The following is a 15,936-nucleotide window of genomic DNA, read 5'->3' on the forward strand; positions in this document are numbered from 1 at the left end:
TCCGCCCTCCTCTCCGCCCTCCTCTCCGCCCTCCTCTCCGCCCTCCTCTCCGCCCTCCTCTCCGCCCTCCTCTCCGCCTTCATTCGTATTGATGATGGACGACCCCGGTTGAGTCGGTAGATTGCGGGCACGCTCACTGAGAGGCAAAGGGAGGGCCCATGGCAACGTCGACACAGGTCAGTCACGGCTTGAATCTGGTGCTCAAGCTCCGGTCGCCGAAGGAGATGGGCGCCCTGCTGCAAGCCATCCGGGAGGCGCAGCCGACGATCGATGCCGGACTCGATGAACTGGGCTTCGTGCACTTCGCGCGTTTCCTGCCGACGCATGACTTCTCGGCCCTGCAGGTGATCACGGAGTTCGACGGGCCGCTGACGCCCTACGTGCTCGACTTCGCGATCGAGATCGGCGATGTCTTCGACAAGCTGCTCAGCTACACCCAGGGCACCGAGCACCTCATCCCGATCAGGGAACACCCGGCGGAGTTCCTCGCGTTCGTCGAGGAACACAACCGGGTGCTGCCCCAGGTCCCGGAGTGGAACCTCTACTCGGCGTATCGCGACAAGACCGTGCTGGAGATCGTCGGTCCCCGCACGGCGCTGCCGCTGCCGAAGCCCGATCGCGCGGCGACCCCGGTCCAGCTCTGGGATGTGCAAGGCAACATCCTGAAGGGCTATCGCGCCGAACGCGCCACGCATTTCCTGCTGGAGGTGCGGGACCCGGGCGCCGCTCGCGCCTGGCTGGCCGCGAGGGCCACGCCGCCCGGACCTGCGGAGGCGGCTCCAGATGCGGATGCGAAGGACAAGGCACAGGCAACGGCGGATGCACTCCGGGTGACCTCGGCGCAGATCTGGAGCGCCGACGCAAGACCGCCCCTGATGCTGAACGTCGGCCTGACCGCCGCCGGCATGGCCGCCCTGGGCCTGGGGCGGAAGTGGCTCGATCCGTTTCCCGCGGCCTTCCTGCAGGGGGCGCTGGAACGGGCGGCCGACAACTTCGACACCGGTCTCAATGATCCCGACCACTGGTGGCTGGGCGGGCGCGGACAGGCGCTGGACACCCACCTGATGGTGTCGCTGTACCAGCAGGACACGGAGGGCAAGGACGCGTTCGATATCGCCGCCAAGTCACTCCTCGACTCGCTGTCCGCCGGTGGACTGCGGCTCGTCGACAAGCAGGAGCTCATTCACCCGCGAGATCTGCCCGGGCTGAAGTTTGCCGACGGCATTGCGGAACCCCGCGTGGCCGGACTCGCCACGCCCACGCGCAACGACCTTCAACCGGCGTCCACGGCGGGCGAGTTCCTGCTCGGCGCCGAGTACAGGAACATCTACGGCGGGTCGTCCCTCGGCCAGCTGCCGGCGGCGCTCGCCAGCAACGGGACCTTCTGCGCCGTCCGTGTCATCGCGCTGGACCCGCCCGGCTTCCAGGAAGCCCTCGAATCGGAAGCGGCGCGCCTGTCGGTCAAGGCCGACTGGCTGGCCGCCAAGATGATGGGGCGCTGGTTCAACGGCGCTCCCGTCAGTCTGCATCCGGACCAGTCACCGGCCCAGGTCTCCCAGCACGGCCGCAACGATTTCGACTACGCCCCGTCCCACGAGTTTCCGGACACGCCGATGGATCACGAGGGCCTGCGGTGTCCCGTGGGGGCCCATATCCGCCGCGTCAATGCGCGCACGTCGCGCATTGCCGGGGCCCGGTACGCCCGTCGCCTGATGCGGCGGGGCATGCCCTACAAGCGCACGGCAGGCGGCAAGGAGGAGCACGGTCTGTTCGGCCTGTTCTTCTGCGCCGACCTCGAGCGGCAGTTCGAGTTCATCCAGCGCCAGTGGATCAACGGCGACCGCTTCGCGCCCGGGCTGCGCGGCACGCGCGACCCCTTCGCCGGCACGCCCGAGAACGGCCAGCACGAATTCGAGATCCCGAGGGCCGACGGACCGTCCTTGCGGTTGCGGCTGCCGCAGTTCACCTTCACGCGGGGCAGCCTCTACCTGTTCATGCCCGGCCTGGCCGCGCTGCGCAACATCGACCGGTTCGTCGACGAGGTGGCGCCGACACCGGCGCCTGCGCCAAACCCGGGGCAGAAGAATGTCCCGGTTGTGCCCGCTCCCCAACCGGCACTCAGCTTCAACACGAAGGCGCCGGAATTCATCGAGAACCCCTACCCGACCTTCGCCAGCTTCAGGAAGACCGCACCGGTTTTTCGCGCTCCCCTGCCGCTCGACGGCTGGTTCGTCTTCCGCTACGACGACGTCCTGCGCGTGTGCGATGAGGGCGACAACTTCAGCGCCCACGAGATCACGGACCACAAGGCGCAAGGCCTCTTCCAGCTCGACGAGACGGATCACGGCGAAGTGCGCAACCTGATCGCCTCGGCCTGGTTCAAGGTGACGGCCAATGCCAAGGCGATGGTCGACCGCTCGATCGCGACGACGCTTGCGTCGATCCAGAAGCTGCCGGAGAAGACCTTCAATCTGGTGGACGTCTTCGCGCGGCCGGTGCCGCGCAACGTCTACTTCGACATCCTGGGCGGCGCCGGCATCCCGGAAGCGGAGCGCGTGCACCTGGACGACCTCGCGCGGAAGGTGATGAAGCTTCACGACCGCACGTTGACCGCCGCCGAGCAGAAAGCCGGCGGGGCGGCCGGGCTGGAGCTCGGCGGCCTGCTCGTGGCCCTGCTGAAGAAGGCGCGTTCCACGCAGGGCTTCGAGGGCAGCTTCCTGTGGCATCTGGCGCCGCTCATCCAGGCGGACGGCCAAGGCCCCCTGACCGGCGAGGTGGCGGCGAAGAGCCTGGTGAGCATGACCGTCGCGGGCTACATGTCGGTGGAGTTCCTGCTCGCCACCGGGATCCGGCGACTGCTGCTCGACGACGCCGCCTGGTGGCAGCGGGTCCAGGCGGACCCGGCCCTGCTGGCTCCTTGTCTCGAGGAGATGCGCCGCTGCGAGCATGCGCTCTCGGTGATCGACCGCTTCGCCAAGCGGGACGTCGAGATCGGCGGGCAGCAGATCCGGGCGGGTGAACGGGTCTTCGGCGTGCTGGCGTCGGCCAACCGTGACGAGCGCGTCTACGGCCAGGACGCCGACGTGTTCAAGCCCGGGCGTCGCCTGTCCAGGCCACACCTGGGTTTCGGCCATGGCGTTCACGAGTGCATGGGCATACAACTGCAGAAACTCATCGCGGAGCCGGCGATGCGCGCCCTCATGGCCGCCCAGCCCGGACTCCGTCTTCACCCGGACGAGCCGCCGGAGTGGTTCAAGAATTTCTACTTCCGGTCCCTCGACCGTCTCGAGGTGGTCATGACATAGGACTCCGTGCATGCAGCGCCTGGTCTTCGGTCGATTCGAGCTTCGTCCCGCCGAGCGATTGCTGCTGGCCGACGGATTGCCGTTGACGCTGGGCGCGCGGGCCTTCGATGTCCTGGTGGTGCTGGCCGCGGCGCGCGACCGGCTGGTCGGCAAGGACGAGCTGTTCCGCACCGTGTGGGCCGGCAACGTGGTCGAGGACAACAACCTCGCCGTGCAGATCTCGACCCTGCGCAAGCTGCTGGGCAACGGCGCCATCACGACCGTGACCGGCCGAGGCTACCAGTTCACCGCCTCGGCGCAAGAGCCCCTGCTGGACCGTCAGCCCGGCCTGCGGCGCGGCAACGTGCCGGCCGTGATGCCCGCGCTGTTCGGCCGCGAGGCCGACATCGAGGCCGTCTCATCGGCCCTGGAGCGCGCGCCGCTGGTGACCCTGTGCGGCGCCGGCGGCATCGGCAAGACCAGCCTGGCGAGTTTCGTCGCCCAGCGCCTGATCGACCGGTTCCCGGGCGGCGCCTGGATCGTCGAACTCGCCGCGACGCAGGATCCCGCGCTCGTGCCAGCCGTGGTGGCGCAGACGCTCGGGATGCAACTGCCGGGACAGACCGGCGCGCTCGCCGAACTGGTCCGTGCCACGCAGAACAGCGAGTTCCTCGTCGTGCTCGACAACTGCGAGCACCTGCTGGCCGGGGTCGCCCCGCTGGCGCGCGCGCTGCTGCGCGACGCGCCCAGACTGCGCCTGCTGGTCACCAGCCAGGAACCGCTGCATGTCGAGGGCGAGCAGCTCTACCGTCTCGGCCCCTTGAGCGTGCCCGCTTCCGGCGCGGAACCCTCCGACGCGCTGGAGCATGGTGCGGTCCAGTTGTTCATCGAACGCGTCTGCAGCCGGCAGCCCGACTTCGCGCCCCGGGGCGACGACCTGGACACCATCGTCCACATCTGCCGCGAGCTCGACGGCATCGCGCTGGCCATCGAGCTGGCCGCGGCGCGGGTGCCGCTACTGGGGCTGGCCGGCGTGCGCGCGCGCCTCGTCGAGCGCTTGCGGATGCTGGGCGGCGGGATCCGTGTGCCGATGCGCCGGCACCAGACGCTGCGCGCGGCCCTCGACTGGAGCTTCAAGCTGCTGGCGCCCGAGACGCAGCGCGTCCTGCGCCGCCTGGGCATCTTCCATGGCGGCTTCTGCATGGACACGGCGCTGCCCGTGGTCCGCGAGACGGCCGAGGAGGACGAGGACTGGCTGCTCGAACAGCTGGACATCCTGCTCGACCGGTCGCTGCTCGTGATGGCGCAGCACAGCGCGCGTCCGCGCTACCAGATGCTCGAGACCATGCGCGAGTACGCCGTCGAGCAGATGCAGGCCCTGGACGAGATCGGGCTGATCCGGCAACGCCATGCGCATGCGATGCGGGCCGCGTTCAAGCAGGCGGTCAAGGAGCGCGATTCGGACCGACAACTGGACGAGGTGGCGAACCTGCGCGTGGCGCTGGCCCATGCCATCGCGACACCGGGTGAAGGCGCAGTGGCGCTGTCCCTGGCCACCGATTCCAGCGTCGTGCTCGCCACCTCGGGCCCCGTCCCCGAGGTGCTGGAGAACCTCCTGAACGTCGAGCGTTTCGTCACCGCCGACACCGACCCCGGCCTGGCGGCCCAGTACTGGCAGTGGGTGGGCCGGGTCGGCAAGGACGGCCGTCTGCCGGGCCGGCGCTGCGTCGAGGTGCTCGCGCGCGCCGAGGGCATGTTCGAGCAGCTCGGCCGCGTCCGTCGCGTCCACGCCTGTCGGCGCCAGCTGGCCGAGGCGCATCTGACCCTCGACGAGCTGGACGCTGCCGAGCAGGCGCTGACGCGGGCGCGCCTGGTCGAATCGGAGCAGAGCCCCGCCGCGGACGTGATGCGTCGGCTGCGGCTGGAGGGACTGCTGGCCGATGCTCGCGGCCGCTTCGAGCAGGCCCTGGCGTTCAACCGCGAGGCGCTCGACATCGCCGAGCTCTACGGCTACCGGCGCTACTGCTACAACCTGCTGTCCGATCGCGCGTGGATCCAGTTGCAGACGGGCCAGCCCGAGGCGGCCGAAGAGGGCCTGCTCGAACTGCTGCGCCGCATTCCGCCGGGCCCGCACGACGGACTGCCCCGGGCCGAGGCGCTGGCGGCGCTGCTGGCGGCCCGGACGGCGGCCGGCCGCCTCGACATGGCCTGCGCCGCGCTCCCGGACGTGGCGCGGGCCCTGCGCAGCTGCGGGCTGTTCTTCCACCGCGGCGACATCTTCGCCTGGCTCGCCGCGGCACGCGAACAGCACCAGCTGGCCGCTCGCGTGCTCGGCGCGGTGGACGAGTTCCACCGCAAGCGCGAGGGCCGCCGCGACCGCCTCGCGGCGCGGGCGCGCGAGGAAGCGCTGCGCCTGATGAGCGGCGCCGTGCCGATCGCGGATCAGCACCTGTGGATGCTGCATGGGCGGCATGTCGAGGAATCCCTGCTGGCGTCGTCGCTGGAGTCCGCCCTGGCGGGTCGCGGCGCGCGGACCTGACATCAGCCGCAAGGCCTGACCCCCTCACCGCTACCGCTACGGTCATCGTCCTCGTCGATCATGCCGCCTGCATGTCGGGCTCCATGGCGTCCTCCATGCGGGACGATTCGGCGCAGGCCCGGCCCGCCAGCCGCAAGGCCCCGGTCACCGGCGGCACCTGCGCGGCGCGCAACAGCAGCCCCTCGATGCTGCGGGAACCGAACTTCGCGCGGATCGACAGGATCTGCGTGCGCACCGTGCAGAGCTTCACCGCGTGCGCAGACGCGATCTCGCGCGGCGTCGCCTGCCGGATCAGGGCGCCCAGCACCTTGCGCTCGGCCAGGGTCAGGCCGTAGCTGCTGGCCAGCAGCTCCAGGGCGAGGTCGGAGCACGGTTGACGCCGGCCCAGGATGATCAGCACGTGGCGGGTGGCCGCGCCCGCGATCTGAAGCGGCAGCACCGACACCATCAGCTCGTCGCCCCCGCCGATCAGCCGGACCAGGCAGCGGCGCCCGCGGGCCGCCGCCTCGTGCATGGCGGCTTCCAGCTCGCCGGAGCCGCTCGCCGTGCAGCGCAGCAGCCCGCCGCTGCGCTGGAGCACGTGCTGCGTCGCCAGTTCCTGCTGCGCGGCGTGATTGGCGAACTGGATGAGCCCCTGCTCGTCGCTGACGATGAGTCCGCATTCGATCTCGTCGAACAGGGCCAGCGCCATGCCGGCCTCCGCGGCGCCGGACACGCCGTGCCGGTCGGACGAGCGCCTCCGGTACTGGTTCTGCGGGATTCCCTGGTCAAGGTTGTTCATGGCCGCCTCCTGTTGACCGCACTGTCGCGCGGCGCGGCTCAAGAGTCCTTGTGCCCGGATGAAGTCTCCTTAAACGTTCTAAAAAGAGGCCCCACGCCGTGGCTCTGGGCATGCGGCCACGTCCTGCGGGGAGTGGATGCGGAGTTTCCGGGCATCGAGCCCAATGCCCTCGCACCGGGCCCGTCGCCCGCATCGAGGAACGCGCAATGAGACTCCCACCGCAGGTCCGACAGGCGCTGTCCACGGGGAGGCGCCGGGTCGCGCCCGCCGTGGCGCTGGATCCGCAACTCGGCCCGCTGGCGCCGCTGCCCGGCACCTGGAAGAGCGCTGGCCGCGGTTGGAACATGATCGCGCTGCCCTTCGCCGCGCCGTCGGGGCCGCCGTTCCGGCTTCAGCTCAACCAGTTCGACGAGACGCTCGCCTTCACACTGGTGGACAAGGCCGTTCCCAATCGCGGCATTGCCGGCATCGACGGTGTTGGCGGCATCAGCGGCGGCGGCATGGGCGCGGCGACGCCGGCCGCCGCGCGGGACCAGTTCCTCGTCACCCTGGACTACGAGCAGGTCGTGCATCAGGTGGCCGCGGCCGACCTGCCGGTGAGCGGCCTGGCCGGCGGCGCGAACCTGGCGATCCACCATGAGCCTGGCCTGTGGCTGTTCATGACCAACCAGGTGGACGAGGAGGTCGACGTGGGCCGGCTGGCCAGCGTGCCGCACGGCAGCTCGGTGCTCGCGCTGGGCACCTCGGACATCGTCGAGCGCCCCGACCCCGCGATGCTGATCCCGCGCGTCAGCGGCCTGCCGGGCAACCTCCCCGACACGGACATCGACGACGCGGCCAACCTCCACCTCGCGCCCTACAAGGCCTTCCACGACCAGCCGTTCAAGGGGGCCGTCGACGCGCCGGAGTTCCCCGGCTTCGATCCGGTGGATCCGTCGGCGCTGCTCCGGCTGGCCATCGACGGCCTGGACATCGCCAGGACGACGATCCTGCACGTGGACACGACGACCCACAGCGGCGGCATCCACAACATCCCCTTCATCGCGCGGCAGGCCGACGTCCGCCGGATGGTGTCCACCTTCTGGATCCACGAACTCCGGGAACAGGACCCGGAGGGCCATCCGCGCCTGCTGCTGCAGTACCTGCAGGATGTGTCGCTCGACTTCCTGGACAGCCCCAACGGCGGGCTGATCCGATGGCCTCACATCAGCATCAATACCTTGGAGAAGGTGTCGCCGTAGCGCGGCGGGCCGGCACGGGCATCTGTCAATCGACCTGTTCGGTCTCAGCGCCAGAGGTCTTTCCGCCGCCTGTTCCGCCCTCCTTGCGCTCCTCTTCTTCGTCATCGATCTCCTCGATGACCGGGCCCGCCTGCGGTCCACCGACCGGTACGTCCTCCTGCGCCCGGACGATCTGAACCTGCCGGACCAGCGGGTCCAGCACGCCGTCGTCGAGGAGCAGATAGGTGCGTCCGTCCGGGTAGTCCCGATCGATGTCCGCGACGTGCGAATGACCCACCATCCACATGACGGCGCGCGCATGCTGGTTCGTCGCGGCGTCGTGCATCGCCATGCTTCTTCCCACGGACAATCCGGCCGCGCTGCCCAAGGCCTTGCCCGGGTCGACGATCTGGCAGATGTCTTCGATGGCCCTCAGCGCGGCGTCCCTCCTGTAAGCGACGAGGTGGCCCTGCATCGCCCGGAACAGCACACGGATGGGCGCATCCGGGGCCGGCGAATGACGCGCGAAATCACCCGCCGACGACTCGATGAGATATCGGAAACTGGCGATGTAGCGGTCCCTGTCGAAATTAGGCGCCATGGGATCGAAACCATTGATCAGGTCGCGGATCGAGGCCATGGCGAAGAGGATGCGCAGCGGGGTCGGGTCGCCGCGCTCCTGGGTTCCCTGGATGTCGAACTCGGGCTCCGTCATGTAGTCCAGACCGTGCTGGCGGGCGACCTGCGCTTCCCGTTCGCGCAAGTTCTCGGACTTCCGATGGTCCTCGCCGATCACATGGAGACGGCCGTTCTGCAACTGCTGGTCCAGGACCCGCTGGGCGACAGGGCGGCTGGACGACGCCTCCGGCGCGGCTTGGCGCCTGGCATTCCCGGGCCCGGATGGCCCATAGCCCTGCAGACTCCCGAGGATCCGTCTCTGAGCGACCATGCGAGGCGATCCGTCGATCGCCGCCTGGAAGGCCTGCAACGGCCCGGTCGAGGCTCGGGATAGGGTCACCCGGGAGACGGCGCCCTCCGGCCGGCGTTGAGCGGTCGGCTCTGCGGCGTCGACGCCTGGGCGAGCATCGCGGATCTTCATGGAGCGTCTCTCTGCACATGCGCACGAAGCTGGCACGGTGGCCCAAGCGGCCGCCGCCGGCCATCGGTGCATGGCTGAAGTCGCGCTTCAGGAATTCGGAGATGTCGTCACCGGCCACAGCGCATCGACAGGTCGCTCCAGCACCCGCGCAGCGACGGGGTGGAACACGTCGGGATCCAGCCGGCCTTCGGCGGCGGCGCCGGCGATCCAGCGCTCGATCGAACCGCCCTTCTCCGCCCACCGGTCCTGACGCAGGAGTCCGTACAGCCCGGCGGCGATCACGTGGATGCCGTCGTCCGACTTGCGCCAGCGGTCGGCGGGGTTGCGGGCCACGCCGAGGGCCTCGCTGATCAGTTGGTCCAGGGCCTGACACAGGTCCTCGTTCAGCAGGCCCGGCAGCGTCGTGTACCCCCAGCGGGGATCGTGATCGCGAACGATCGTCGTGATCAGCGGGTCGCGTCCGAAGGCGGCGAGCGCGGCGGTCGCGGCCGGGCCGTCCATCGGCATCGGCGGGTGGAGCATCTCGTGCGCGGCGATGCGCACCGTGGTGGCAGTGTCGTAGTCGGCCGCCTGCAGGAAGGTCTGCCCTTGCACCTTGATGCCGTGCGGCTTGGAGAACTGGAGCAGCACGATCTGGATCTCGGGATCGAAGGTCCGGCCAGTCAGCTTCTCCTGCCAGGAGATCACGTCGAAGCCGGCCAGCGCGCGCTGCACTTCGGCGATGCGCTGGTCCAGGTCCTTGCCGATCCGTTCCTTGCGGAAGGCCGCGAACCCGGCACGCTGCATCGCGCTGAAGATCGCGTCGATGCGCGGCGCCGCGCGGTCGAACCAGGCCCAGTCCTCCTCGCTCCAGTAGCTGCTGGCCTTGTAGCTCGGCAGGATCGCCGTCTGCCGCGATCGCAACGCGGTCAGCAGCGTGGCGATCGATGCGTCGTTGCCGTTGGCCGAGAACAGCATCTGCAGGTTGGGACCGAGCAGTCCGAAGCCGTCCTTCGTCGCCTCGTTCCACAGCCGGGCCACGTCGTTGCGCACGGTCTCGGGCAGACGCGGCGCGAAGGCGGCGGCATCCTCGGCGTAGAAGTCCAGGTAGAGCTGCGTGCCCGACAGCGGGCCAAGGAAGGCGATCGCATCGAAGCCCTCGGAGGCACGCACTTGCCATCGGGTGCGGCTGGCAGCTCGGGCGTCGGGCCGGGCGTCGGCAGGCAGAGTGCAGAGCACGGACGCCGCCGAAGCGATCAGCGGCACGGTCAGGAAGGTTCGTCGTTGCATGCCCCGATGCTAGGCAAGCGGGGCGGACCGTTCTTGAACGGAGTTAACCCACCCACCGGGTCGGCGTGCGTCCGGTCAGCGCGACGATGGCGCGCGTCAGGTGGGCCTGATCGGCGAAACCGGTCTCGGCGGCGAGCGCCGCCATTGATCCCTGCCAGCCCGGCAACCGGCGCAGCGCCTGCAGCGCGCGCAGCTCCAGGCGGTAGCGCTTGGGACTGGTGCCGTAGGCGCGGCCGAAGCCCCGGCTGATCGACTGCGGCGCGATGCCCATGGCATCGGCCCAGTCGGCGAGGCCGAGGTTCGGATCGGCCGCGAGCGCCGCGGCCAGCAGGTCCGGCCAATCGTTGAGCCGGACGGCCGAAGGACGGAAGGTCCGCCGCAACAACGCAGCGGCTTCGCGCGGATCGCGCTCGGCAAGCCGGGCGATCGCGTCGGCGTCGTCGACATGCCCGAAGGCATCGCTGAACTCTCCTCCGGATGCGGGCAGATTCAGTACCCGCGCGCCGGCGCGGAAGAACTCGTTCTGATGCGACTCGTGCTCGCCATGAAACACGGCCTGACCGGCCTCGACGCGGAGCCGGCCGCGGTCGCCCGCCTCCACATAGCCGCCGGCGAGCACGAGGGCGACGTAGGCATGGTGATGGCGGTGGCGTTCCATCCGCTCGAGCGCGCGATGAACGGAGATGGCGGTCGTCATCCGTTCAGTGTCCCGCCGGACCGCGACTCATACAAGCCGGGGAAGTAGCGCTCCATCAGCGTCGCCGGCTTCAACGGCGGCGTGAAACCGAAGGGCGCGTAGAGCGCATGCGCATCGCCGGTCGCCAGCGTGAAGCGCCGAAGTCCCTGGAGATCGGCATGAGCCATCACCGCTGCCATCAGTCGCTTGCTGTAGCCCTTGCCGCGATGCGCCGGCAGGACGAAGACATCGACCAGGTTCGCGAAGGTCGCGCGGTCCGTGATGACGCGGGCGAACGCCACCTGAGCGCCATCGACGAAGCCGCCGAAGCACAGCGAGTGCGCGATGGATCGTTCGACGACCTGACGCGAGATGCCCTTTGCCCACGACGACTCGTTCGTGAGGAACGCGTGGATCAGGTCGATGTCCAGGTCCGACATTTCGGTGGAGATGTGGAGCTCGCCCTTGTGGAAGGTGAAGGTGGAGGTGGGCACGTGGCGATGCAGGATGGCAGGTTGAATGACGTCGCGATTTCAACATCATTCCTGCCTTGCGAATCCACCCATCGACTGTCGAGCGTCCTCGCCGACGGTACGGATGGACTGCCCTCCGTTCTTGGGCATGATCGTGACTCCGACAGATCGGAGCCCCCATGTCCAAGTACCTCATCTCCTTCCCCAGCGCCGCGATGGTCGTCCCCGACGGTGAATGGGACGCCGTGGTCCGTGACTCGCATGCGGTGATCGAAGAGGCGAAGGCGGCCGGCGTCTATGTCTTCGGCGGCGGCATCGACGAAAGCGTTCCGCCGGTGCTCGTCGCCGCCGACGGCACAGTCGCCGAAGGGGGCTACCCCTGGGCACCCACGCTCAACGGCGGCTTCTGCGTCCTGGAACTGCCCTCGCGCGAAGCGGCCATCGATTGGGCCGCGCGCATCGCCAAGGGCTGCCGCTGCCAACAGGAGCTTCGCGTGTTCTTCTTCGATCCGGCGTCCTGACTTCCCGCAGCGCCCGGCGGCGAAGACGTCTTCTTAACGTCGCCTCCACTATCCTCCGCGCCGTTGCTGAAACACGGAGGAAGAAGAATGACCAGTGGCCGCGCGCTCCATCGTCGACACCTGCGAGACACGCTTCTGCTGATGGCTGGCCTGACCCTGACGATGACCGCCATCACGGTGCCCCGGCAGGCCGAAGCGGCAAGCTTCGACTGCAAGAAGGCCGGCAGCCGGATCGAGCGCCTGATCTGCGGCGACCCCTCGCTGTCGGAGCTCGACGACCTGCTGCAGACGGCCTACCTGTCCCGCGGCCGCCCCGCGGACGACAGCGACGACCTGAAGGTGCCCGAGAAGGTGGTGGCTGAACAGAAACGCTGGCTCGCCACCCGCAACGACTGCCGCGACGCGACCTGTCTGGAGACGCTCTACGAGCAGCGCATCGCCGCGTTGTCATCCTGCCCCTCCGGCAGCCGGGGGATGGATGAGCAGTGCGATGACCTGCTCGCGCAGGCCGAGCGGGCCCTCCAGCGCGTTGAACGCCGGATGGACGCCTACCTGGCGAAAGCCTTCGCGGACTACACCCCTGCCGACTACGCCCAGGTGGCCCAGGAGGCCTTTCGTGCCGCGGAACAGACCTGGCGGGTCCACAGGGATGCCGAATGCAACTTCCTGCCCCTGCACGACGGCATGAGCTACGCCTACACCGGCGAGGTCACGATCCTGTGCCGGATCGACATGACCCGCAAACGCCGCAGGGAAGTGCTGTCGCACGTGCCAGACGGGACGTGACGAAGGTCGGAACGTGACGAAGGTCGGCACGTAACGGAGGTCGGGACGCGCCGCCCGCGGAGGTGATCGACGGGCCTGCGCTGGAAACCCGTCACGCCACCGCCAAGTGCACCGCCTCCGCCAGCGCATCCACGCGGAACGGCTTCTTCAGGATGGACCTGGCGCCCAGCACCTGACCGACCTTGTCCATGTCGGCATACCCGGTCGCCAGGATGATGGGGATCGTGGGCCAGGCGTCCTGCACCCGGCGGATCAGCTCCCCGCCGTTCATGCCCGGCATCACGTAGTCCACGATCAGCAGGCTCGGCCGACGCTCGCCCAGCGTGCGCAGCGCCTCCGCGCCGTTGGACACCGCCGTCACCCCGTGGCCCAGCAGCTCCAGGCTCTGGACGATGGAATGCCGCACCTCGTCGTCGTCCTCGACCACCAGGATGTCCTGGCGCGGCGTGACCAGGCTCGATCGATCCGCCTCCGGCTCCTCCGCCAACGACGCCGCCGCCAGCGGGAACGTGAGGTGGACCTGCGTCCCCCGCCCCGGCGCGCTCTCGATGCTCACCTGTCCGCCCGACTGCTTCGCGAAGCCGTAGACCTGCGCCAGCCCCAGGCCCGTGCCACTCCCCATCGCCTTGGTGGTGAAGAAGGGCTCGAACACCCGCTCGATGATCGACGGGGGGATGCCGGCGCCGCTGTCGGCCACCGTCACCCGCACGCAGGGCACGACCTGACCCTCCCGCTCGCATTCCGCCTCTCGCGTGGTGATGGCGATGGTGCCCCCCTCCTTCATCGCATCGCGCGCATTGAGCGCCAGATTCAGCACGGCCATTTCCAGCTGGTTGGGATCCAGCAGCACGACCGGGTGCGGATGCGCCAGCTCCAGCGCGATCCGCACGCGCGAGCCCACCGACGTCAGCAGCAGCTCCTGCATGCCGTTGATCGACGCATGGATGTCGGTGGCCTGCGGCACCAGCGACTGGTTGCGGGCGAAGGACAGCAGCTGCTCGGTCAAGCGCGCGCCGCGCTTCACCGTCCGCCGCGCGCCTTCCACGATGCGCCCGGCCGGCGGCGGGCAGTCCAGACGCGCCAGCAGGTCGAGGTTGGTGCCGATGACGTGCAGCAGGTTGTTGAAGTCGTGCGCGATGCCGCCCGTCAGGTGCCCCATGGCCTCCATCTTCTGGACCTGCAGCAGCGCCGCCTGCGCCCGCTCGCGCTCGGCGATCTCGTTCATGAGCCGGTTGTTGGCCGTCGAGAGCTCGCGCGTGCGGCTCTCGATGCGGTCCTCGAGCTCGCGGTTGAGCCGCTCCACCGCATCATGCGCGACCGCCAGTTCGGCGAGCATCGCCCGGTTCGCGTACTGCCGCGCCCGGGCGCGCACGGCGGCCTCCACCGCGGTCTGCAGCGTATCCGGACTCAGCGGCCGCTCCAGCAGGATGACGTTGCCCATCAGATGCAGCGAGGTCGCCGCGTTGGGCGGGCGCCGCCCGGTGCGTTTGCTGGTGAGGACCACGAAGGGGAAGTCCGACCACGACGGCTGCTGGCTCAGCCAGAGGTGTACCGGGCTGCCCGGAGCGATGGACAGGGCTTCCTCGGTGACGACGGCCGCGGCGGCGCCCTCGTTCAGCGCCTCGAGCAGCTGCTCCGGCGTGTGGACGGGCTGGGCCGGCGCCATGCCGGTCACCACCTCGACGATCACCTGGGCATCCCGGCCGAACGGCGCCAGGATGATCACGCGGGATTCGAAGGCACCGCTCATTCAGCGTCGCTGCCGATCGTCATCGCGGTCGCTCAGCAGCGCGATATCCCCGGCATAGCGGGACACGCCCGACACCACGCCCTCGAAGTCCGTCAGCGCCACGCCGATCTCCACGCCCTCGTCGCCGAGGCGGAATTCGTGGATGGTGTTCGCATGCTTGTTGGTGCGGCTCTTGGCCACCGAGATCGCCTTGAGCAGGTTGCCGCGCGCCTCGAAATAGCGGAACAGCACGACCGCGTCGCTCAGGTAGCTCAGGTCGATGTCGATCCGGCCCTGGCCGAGGATGCCGTGCTGGCCCAGCACCAGGATGGTCATCACGCCGCGCTGGTTGAGGTAGGTCAGCAGCTCATGCATCTGCAGCATCAGGAACTTGCCGCCGGGCATGGCCTGCAGGTAGGCGTTGAGGCTGTCGATCACCACCGTGCGGACGCCGTCCTGCTCGACCGAGCGGCGGACGCGCGATGCGAATTCGCCGGCGGTGACCTCCGCGGGATCCAGGGCGCTGAGGAGGAACTGCTCGTCGTCGATGTAGTCCCGCAGGTCGTAGCCCAGCGTCTTCGCGCGCGGCAGCAGCGTGCCCAGGCCTTCGTCGAAGAGGTAGTAGGCCGCCCGCTCGCCGCGCCGCAGGGCCGCATGGACGCAGGCGATGGCCGTGGTCGTCTTGCCGACGCCGGAGGGCCCGACGAACAGCGTGTTGCTGCCGCGCGCCAGCCCGCCGCCCAGCGCGGCGTCGAAGGCGGCGTTGCCGCTGCTGACGTTCTCCGGCGTGAAGGTCTTGTGGTGCTCGGCCGCGACCAGGCGCGGGAACACTTCCAGCCCGCCGGTCTTGAGGGTGAAGTCGTGCTCGCCGCTGCGGAAGCCGATGCCCCGCATCTTCGCCACGCGCAGGAAGCGCTTGTCGGCGCCGTACTCGCCCACGATCTGCTGCAGCCACACGACCCCGTGGGCGATGCTGCGCAGCTGCATGTCGCCGGTGGCCGCGCTCAGGTCGTCCAGCATCAGCACCGTGCAGTCGTGGTGGGCGAAGAAGTGCTTCAGCGCCAGCACCTGGCGCCGGTAGCGCAGCGGGTCCTGCGCCAGCAGGCGCATCTCCGACAGGCTGTCGAAGACCACGCGCTTCGGGCGGGTCGCCTCGATCCGCGCCATCACGCCCTGCACGGTCTGGTTCAGCTCCAGCTCCGCGGGATGGATGATCGACTGCTCGGCCTCCGGACCGAGTTGCTCCGCGCTGACCAGCTCGAAGACCTCCAGGCCGGCCGCGTCGAGGTCCCAGCCATGCGACCGGGCAACCTCCTTCAATTCCGTGCCGGTCTCGGACAGCGTGACGTACAGCCCCGTCTCACCGACGGCGAGCCCGGCCAGCAGGAAATGCATGCCGAGGGTGGTCTTGCCGGTACCCGGCTCTCCTTCGAAGAGGTAGAGGTGGCCGGGCGGGAGGCCGCCCTGGAGGATGTCATCGAGGCCGGAGATGCCGGTGGAACAGCGTGTCTGGGACATGGATCGGACGGTGCGGGCGAAAGAGTGGGGGCCCGTCCAGG

Annotated in this window: 12 protein-coding genes; 5 read left to right on the plus strand and 7 right to left on the minus strand. The window is 69.3% G+C overall.

Annotated features, from left to right (window positions below):
* Positions 1–158 precede the first annotated feature (158 nt).
* Complete coding sequence (locus tag AC07OZ_RS05375; protein ID WP_495466119.1) at positions 159–3,305, plus strand: cytochrome P450; 3,147 nt, start codon at positions 159–161, stop codon at positions 3,303–3,305.
* A 10-nt stretch (positions 3,306–3,315) separates the two neighbouring features.
* Positions 3,316–5,823: an ATP-binding protein gene (locus AC07OZ_RS05380; protein WP_495466120.1), complete on the plus strand. Its 2,508-nt coding sequence runs from the start codon at positions 3,316–3,318 to the stop codon at positions 5,821–5,823.
* A gap of 58 nt (positions 5,824–5,881) precedes the next feature.
* Here AC07OZ_RS05380 and AC07OZ_RS05385 read toward each other — a convergent pair whose 3' ends face one another.
* Positions 5,882–6,604, minus strand: coding sequence for a helix-turn-helix transcriptional regulator (locus AC07OZ_RS05385; RefSeq protein ID WP_495466121.1), 723 nt, complete (start codon positions 6,602–6,604; stop codon positions 5,882–5,884).
* A gap of 206 nt (positions 6,605–6,810) precedes the next feature.
* Here AC07OZ_RS05385 and AC07OZ_RS05390 point away from each other — a divergent pair, with 206 nt between their 5' ends.
* Positions 6,811–7,845, plus strand: coding sequence for a heme-binding protein (locus tag AC07OZ_RS05390; protein WP_495466122.1), 1,035 nt, complete (start codon positions 6,811–6,813; stop codon positions 7,843–7,845).
* A gap of 25 nt (positions 7,846–7,870) precedes the next feature.
* Here AC07OZ_RS05390 and AC07OZ_RS05395 read toward each other — a convergent pair whose 3' ends face one another.
* The 4 genes from AC07OZ_RS05395 to AC07OZ_RS05410 form a co-directional block, all read right to left on the minus strand.
* Complete coding sequence (locus tag AC07OZ_RS05395) at positions 7,871–8,923, minus strand: hypothetical protein (protein WP_495466123.1); 1,053 nt, start codon at positions 8,921–8,923, stop codon at positions 7,871–7,873.
* An 87-nt stretch (positions 8,924–9,010) separates the two neighbouring features.
* Entirely contained in the window at positions 9,011–10,192 is a 1,182-nt protein-coding gene (locus tag AC07OZ_RS05400; RefSeq protein ID WP_495466124.1) for a hypothetical protein, read from the minus strand.
* A 43-nt stretch (positions 10,193–10,235) separates the two neighbouring features.
* Positions 10,236–10,889, minus strand: coding sequence for an AraC family transcriptional regulator (locus tag AC07OZ_RS05405; protein WP_495466125.1), 654 nt, complete (start codon positions 10,887–10,889; stop codon positions 10,236–10,238).
* The gene (locus AC07OZ_RS05410; protein WP_495466489.1) at positions 10,886–11,308 is read right to left on the minus strand and encodes a GNAT family N-acetyltransferase; all 423 of its coding nucleotides are present in this window, start codon (positions 11,306–11,308) and stop codon (positions 10,886–10,888) included. The genes AC07OZ_RS05405 and AC07OZ_RS05410 overlap by 4 nt, the downstream gene beginning before the upstream one ends.
* Positions 11,309–11,520: 212 nt before the next feature.
* On the opposite strand from AC07OZ_RS05410, the gene AC07OZ_RS05415 reads away from it, so the two are divergent.
* Positions 11,521–11,862: a YciI family protein gene (locus tag AC07OZ_RS05415; RefSeq protein ID WP_495466126.1), complete on the plus strand. Its 342-nt coding sequence runs from the start codon at positions 11,521–11,523 to the stop codon at positions 11,860–11,862.
* Positions 11,863–11,949: 87 nt separating this feature from the next.
* Complete coding sequence (locus tag AC07OZ_RS05420; RefSeq protein WP_495466127.1) at positions 11,950–12,648, plus strand: lysozyme inhibitor LprI family protein; 699 nt, start codon at positions 11,950–11,952, stop codon at positions 12,646–12,648.
* 91 nt (positions 12,649–12,739) lie between these two features.
* Here AC07OZ_RS05420 and AC07OZ_RS05425 read toward each other — a convergent pair whose 3' ends face one another.
* Both AC07OZ_RS05425 and AC07OZ_RS05430 read right to left on the minus strand, forming a co-directional pair.
* Positions 12,740–14,398, minus strand: a complete 1,659-nt coding sequence (locus AC07OZ_RS05425; protein ID WP_495466128.1) for an ATP-binding protein — start codon at positions 14,396–14,398, stop codon at positions 12,740–12,742.
* Positions 14,399–15,895, minus strand: coding sequence for an ATPase domain-containing protein (locus tag AC07OZ_RS05430; RefSeq protein WP_495466129.1), 1,497 nt, complete (start codon positions 15,893–15,895; stop codon positions 14,399–14,401). It lies immediately after the preceding gene.
* Between the last annotated feature and the right edge of the window lie 41 nt (positions 15,896–15,936).

The sequence above is a fragment of the Roseateles sp. GW821-FHT09G03 genome (genome assembly GCF_059416045.1).

What these genes read in the sequence shown, in the direction of transcription:
- AC07OZ_RS05415 (WP_495466126.1), top strand. Translation starts at nt 11,521, where the DNA reads ATGTCCAAGTACCTCATCTCCTTCCCCAGCGCCGCGATGGTCGTCCCC.
- AC07OZ_RS05420 (WP_495466127.1), top strand. Translation starts at nt 11,950, where the DNA reads ATGACCAGTGGCCGCGCGCTCCATCGTCGACACCTGCGAGACACGCTT.
- AC07OZ_RS05430 (WP_495466129.1), bottom strand. Translation starts at nt 15,895, where the DNA reads ATGTCCCAGACACGCTGTTCCACCGGCATCTCCGGCCTCGATGACATC.
- AC07OZ_RS05405 (WP_495466125.1), bottom strand. Translation starts at nt 10,889, where the DNA reads ATGACGACCGCCATCTCCGTTCATCGCGCGCTCGAGCGGATGGAACGC.
- AC07OZ_RS05380 (WP_495466120.1), top strand. Translation starts at nt 3,316, where the DNA reads ATGCAGCGCCTGGTCTTCGGTCGATTCGAGCTTCGTCCCGCCGAGCGA.
- AC07OZ_RS05395 (WP_495466123.1), bottom strand. Translation starts at nt 8,923, where the DNA reads ATGAAGATCCGCGATGCTCGCCCAGGCGTCGACGCCGCAGAGCCGACC.
- AC07OZ_RS05425 (WP_495466128.1), bottom strand. Translation starts at nt 14,398, where the DNA reads ATGAGCGGTGCCTTCGAATCCCGCGTGATCATCCTGGCGCCGTTCGGC.
- AC07OZ_RS05385 (WP_495466121.1), bottom strand. Translation starts at nt 6,604, where the DNA reads ATGAACAACCTTGACCAGGGAATCCCGCAGAACCAGTACCGGAGGCGC.
- AC07OZ_RS05400 (WP_495466124.1), bottom strand. Translation starts at nt 10,192, where the DNA reads ATGCAACGACGAACCTTCCTGACCGTGCCGCTGATCGCTTCGGCGGCG.
- AC07OZ_RS05375 (WP_495466119.1), top strand. Translation starts at nt 159, where the DNA reads ATGGCAACGTCGACACAGGTCAGTCACGGCTTGAATCTGGTGCTCAAG.
- AC07OZ_RS05390 (WP_495466122.1), top strand. Translation starts at nt 6,811, where the DNA reads ATGAGACTCCCACCGCAGGTCCGACAGGCGCTGTCCACGGGGAGGCGC.
- AC07OZ_RS05410 (WP_495466489.1), bottom strand. Translation starts at nt 11,308, where the DNA reads ATGTCGGACCTGGACATCGACCTGATCCACGCGTTCCTCACGAACGAG.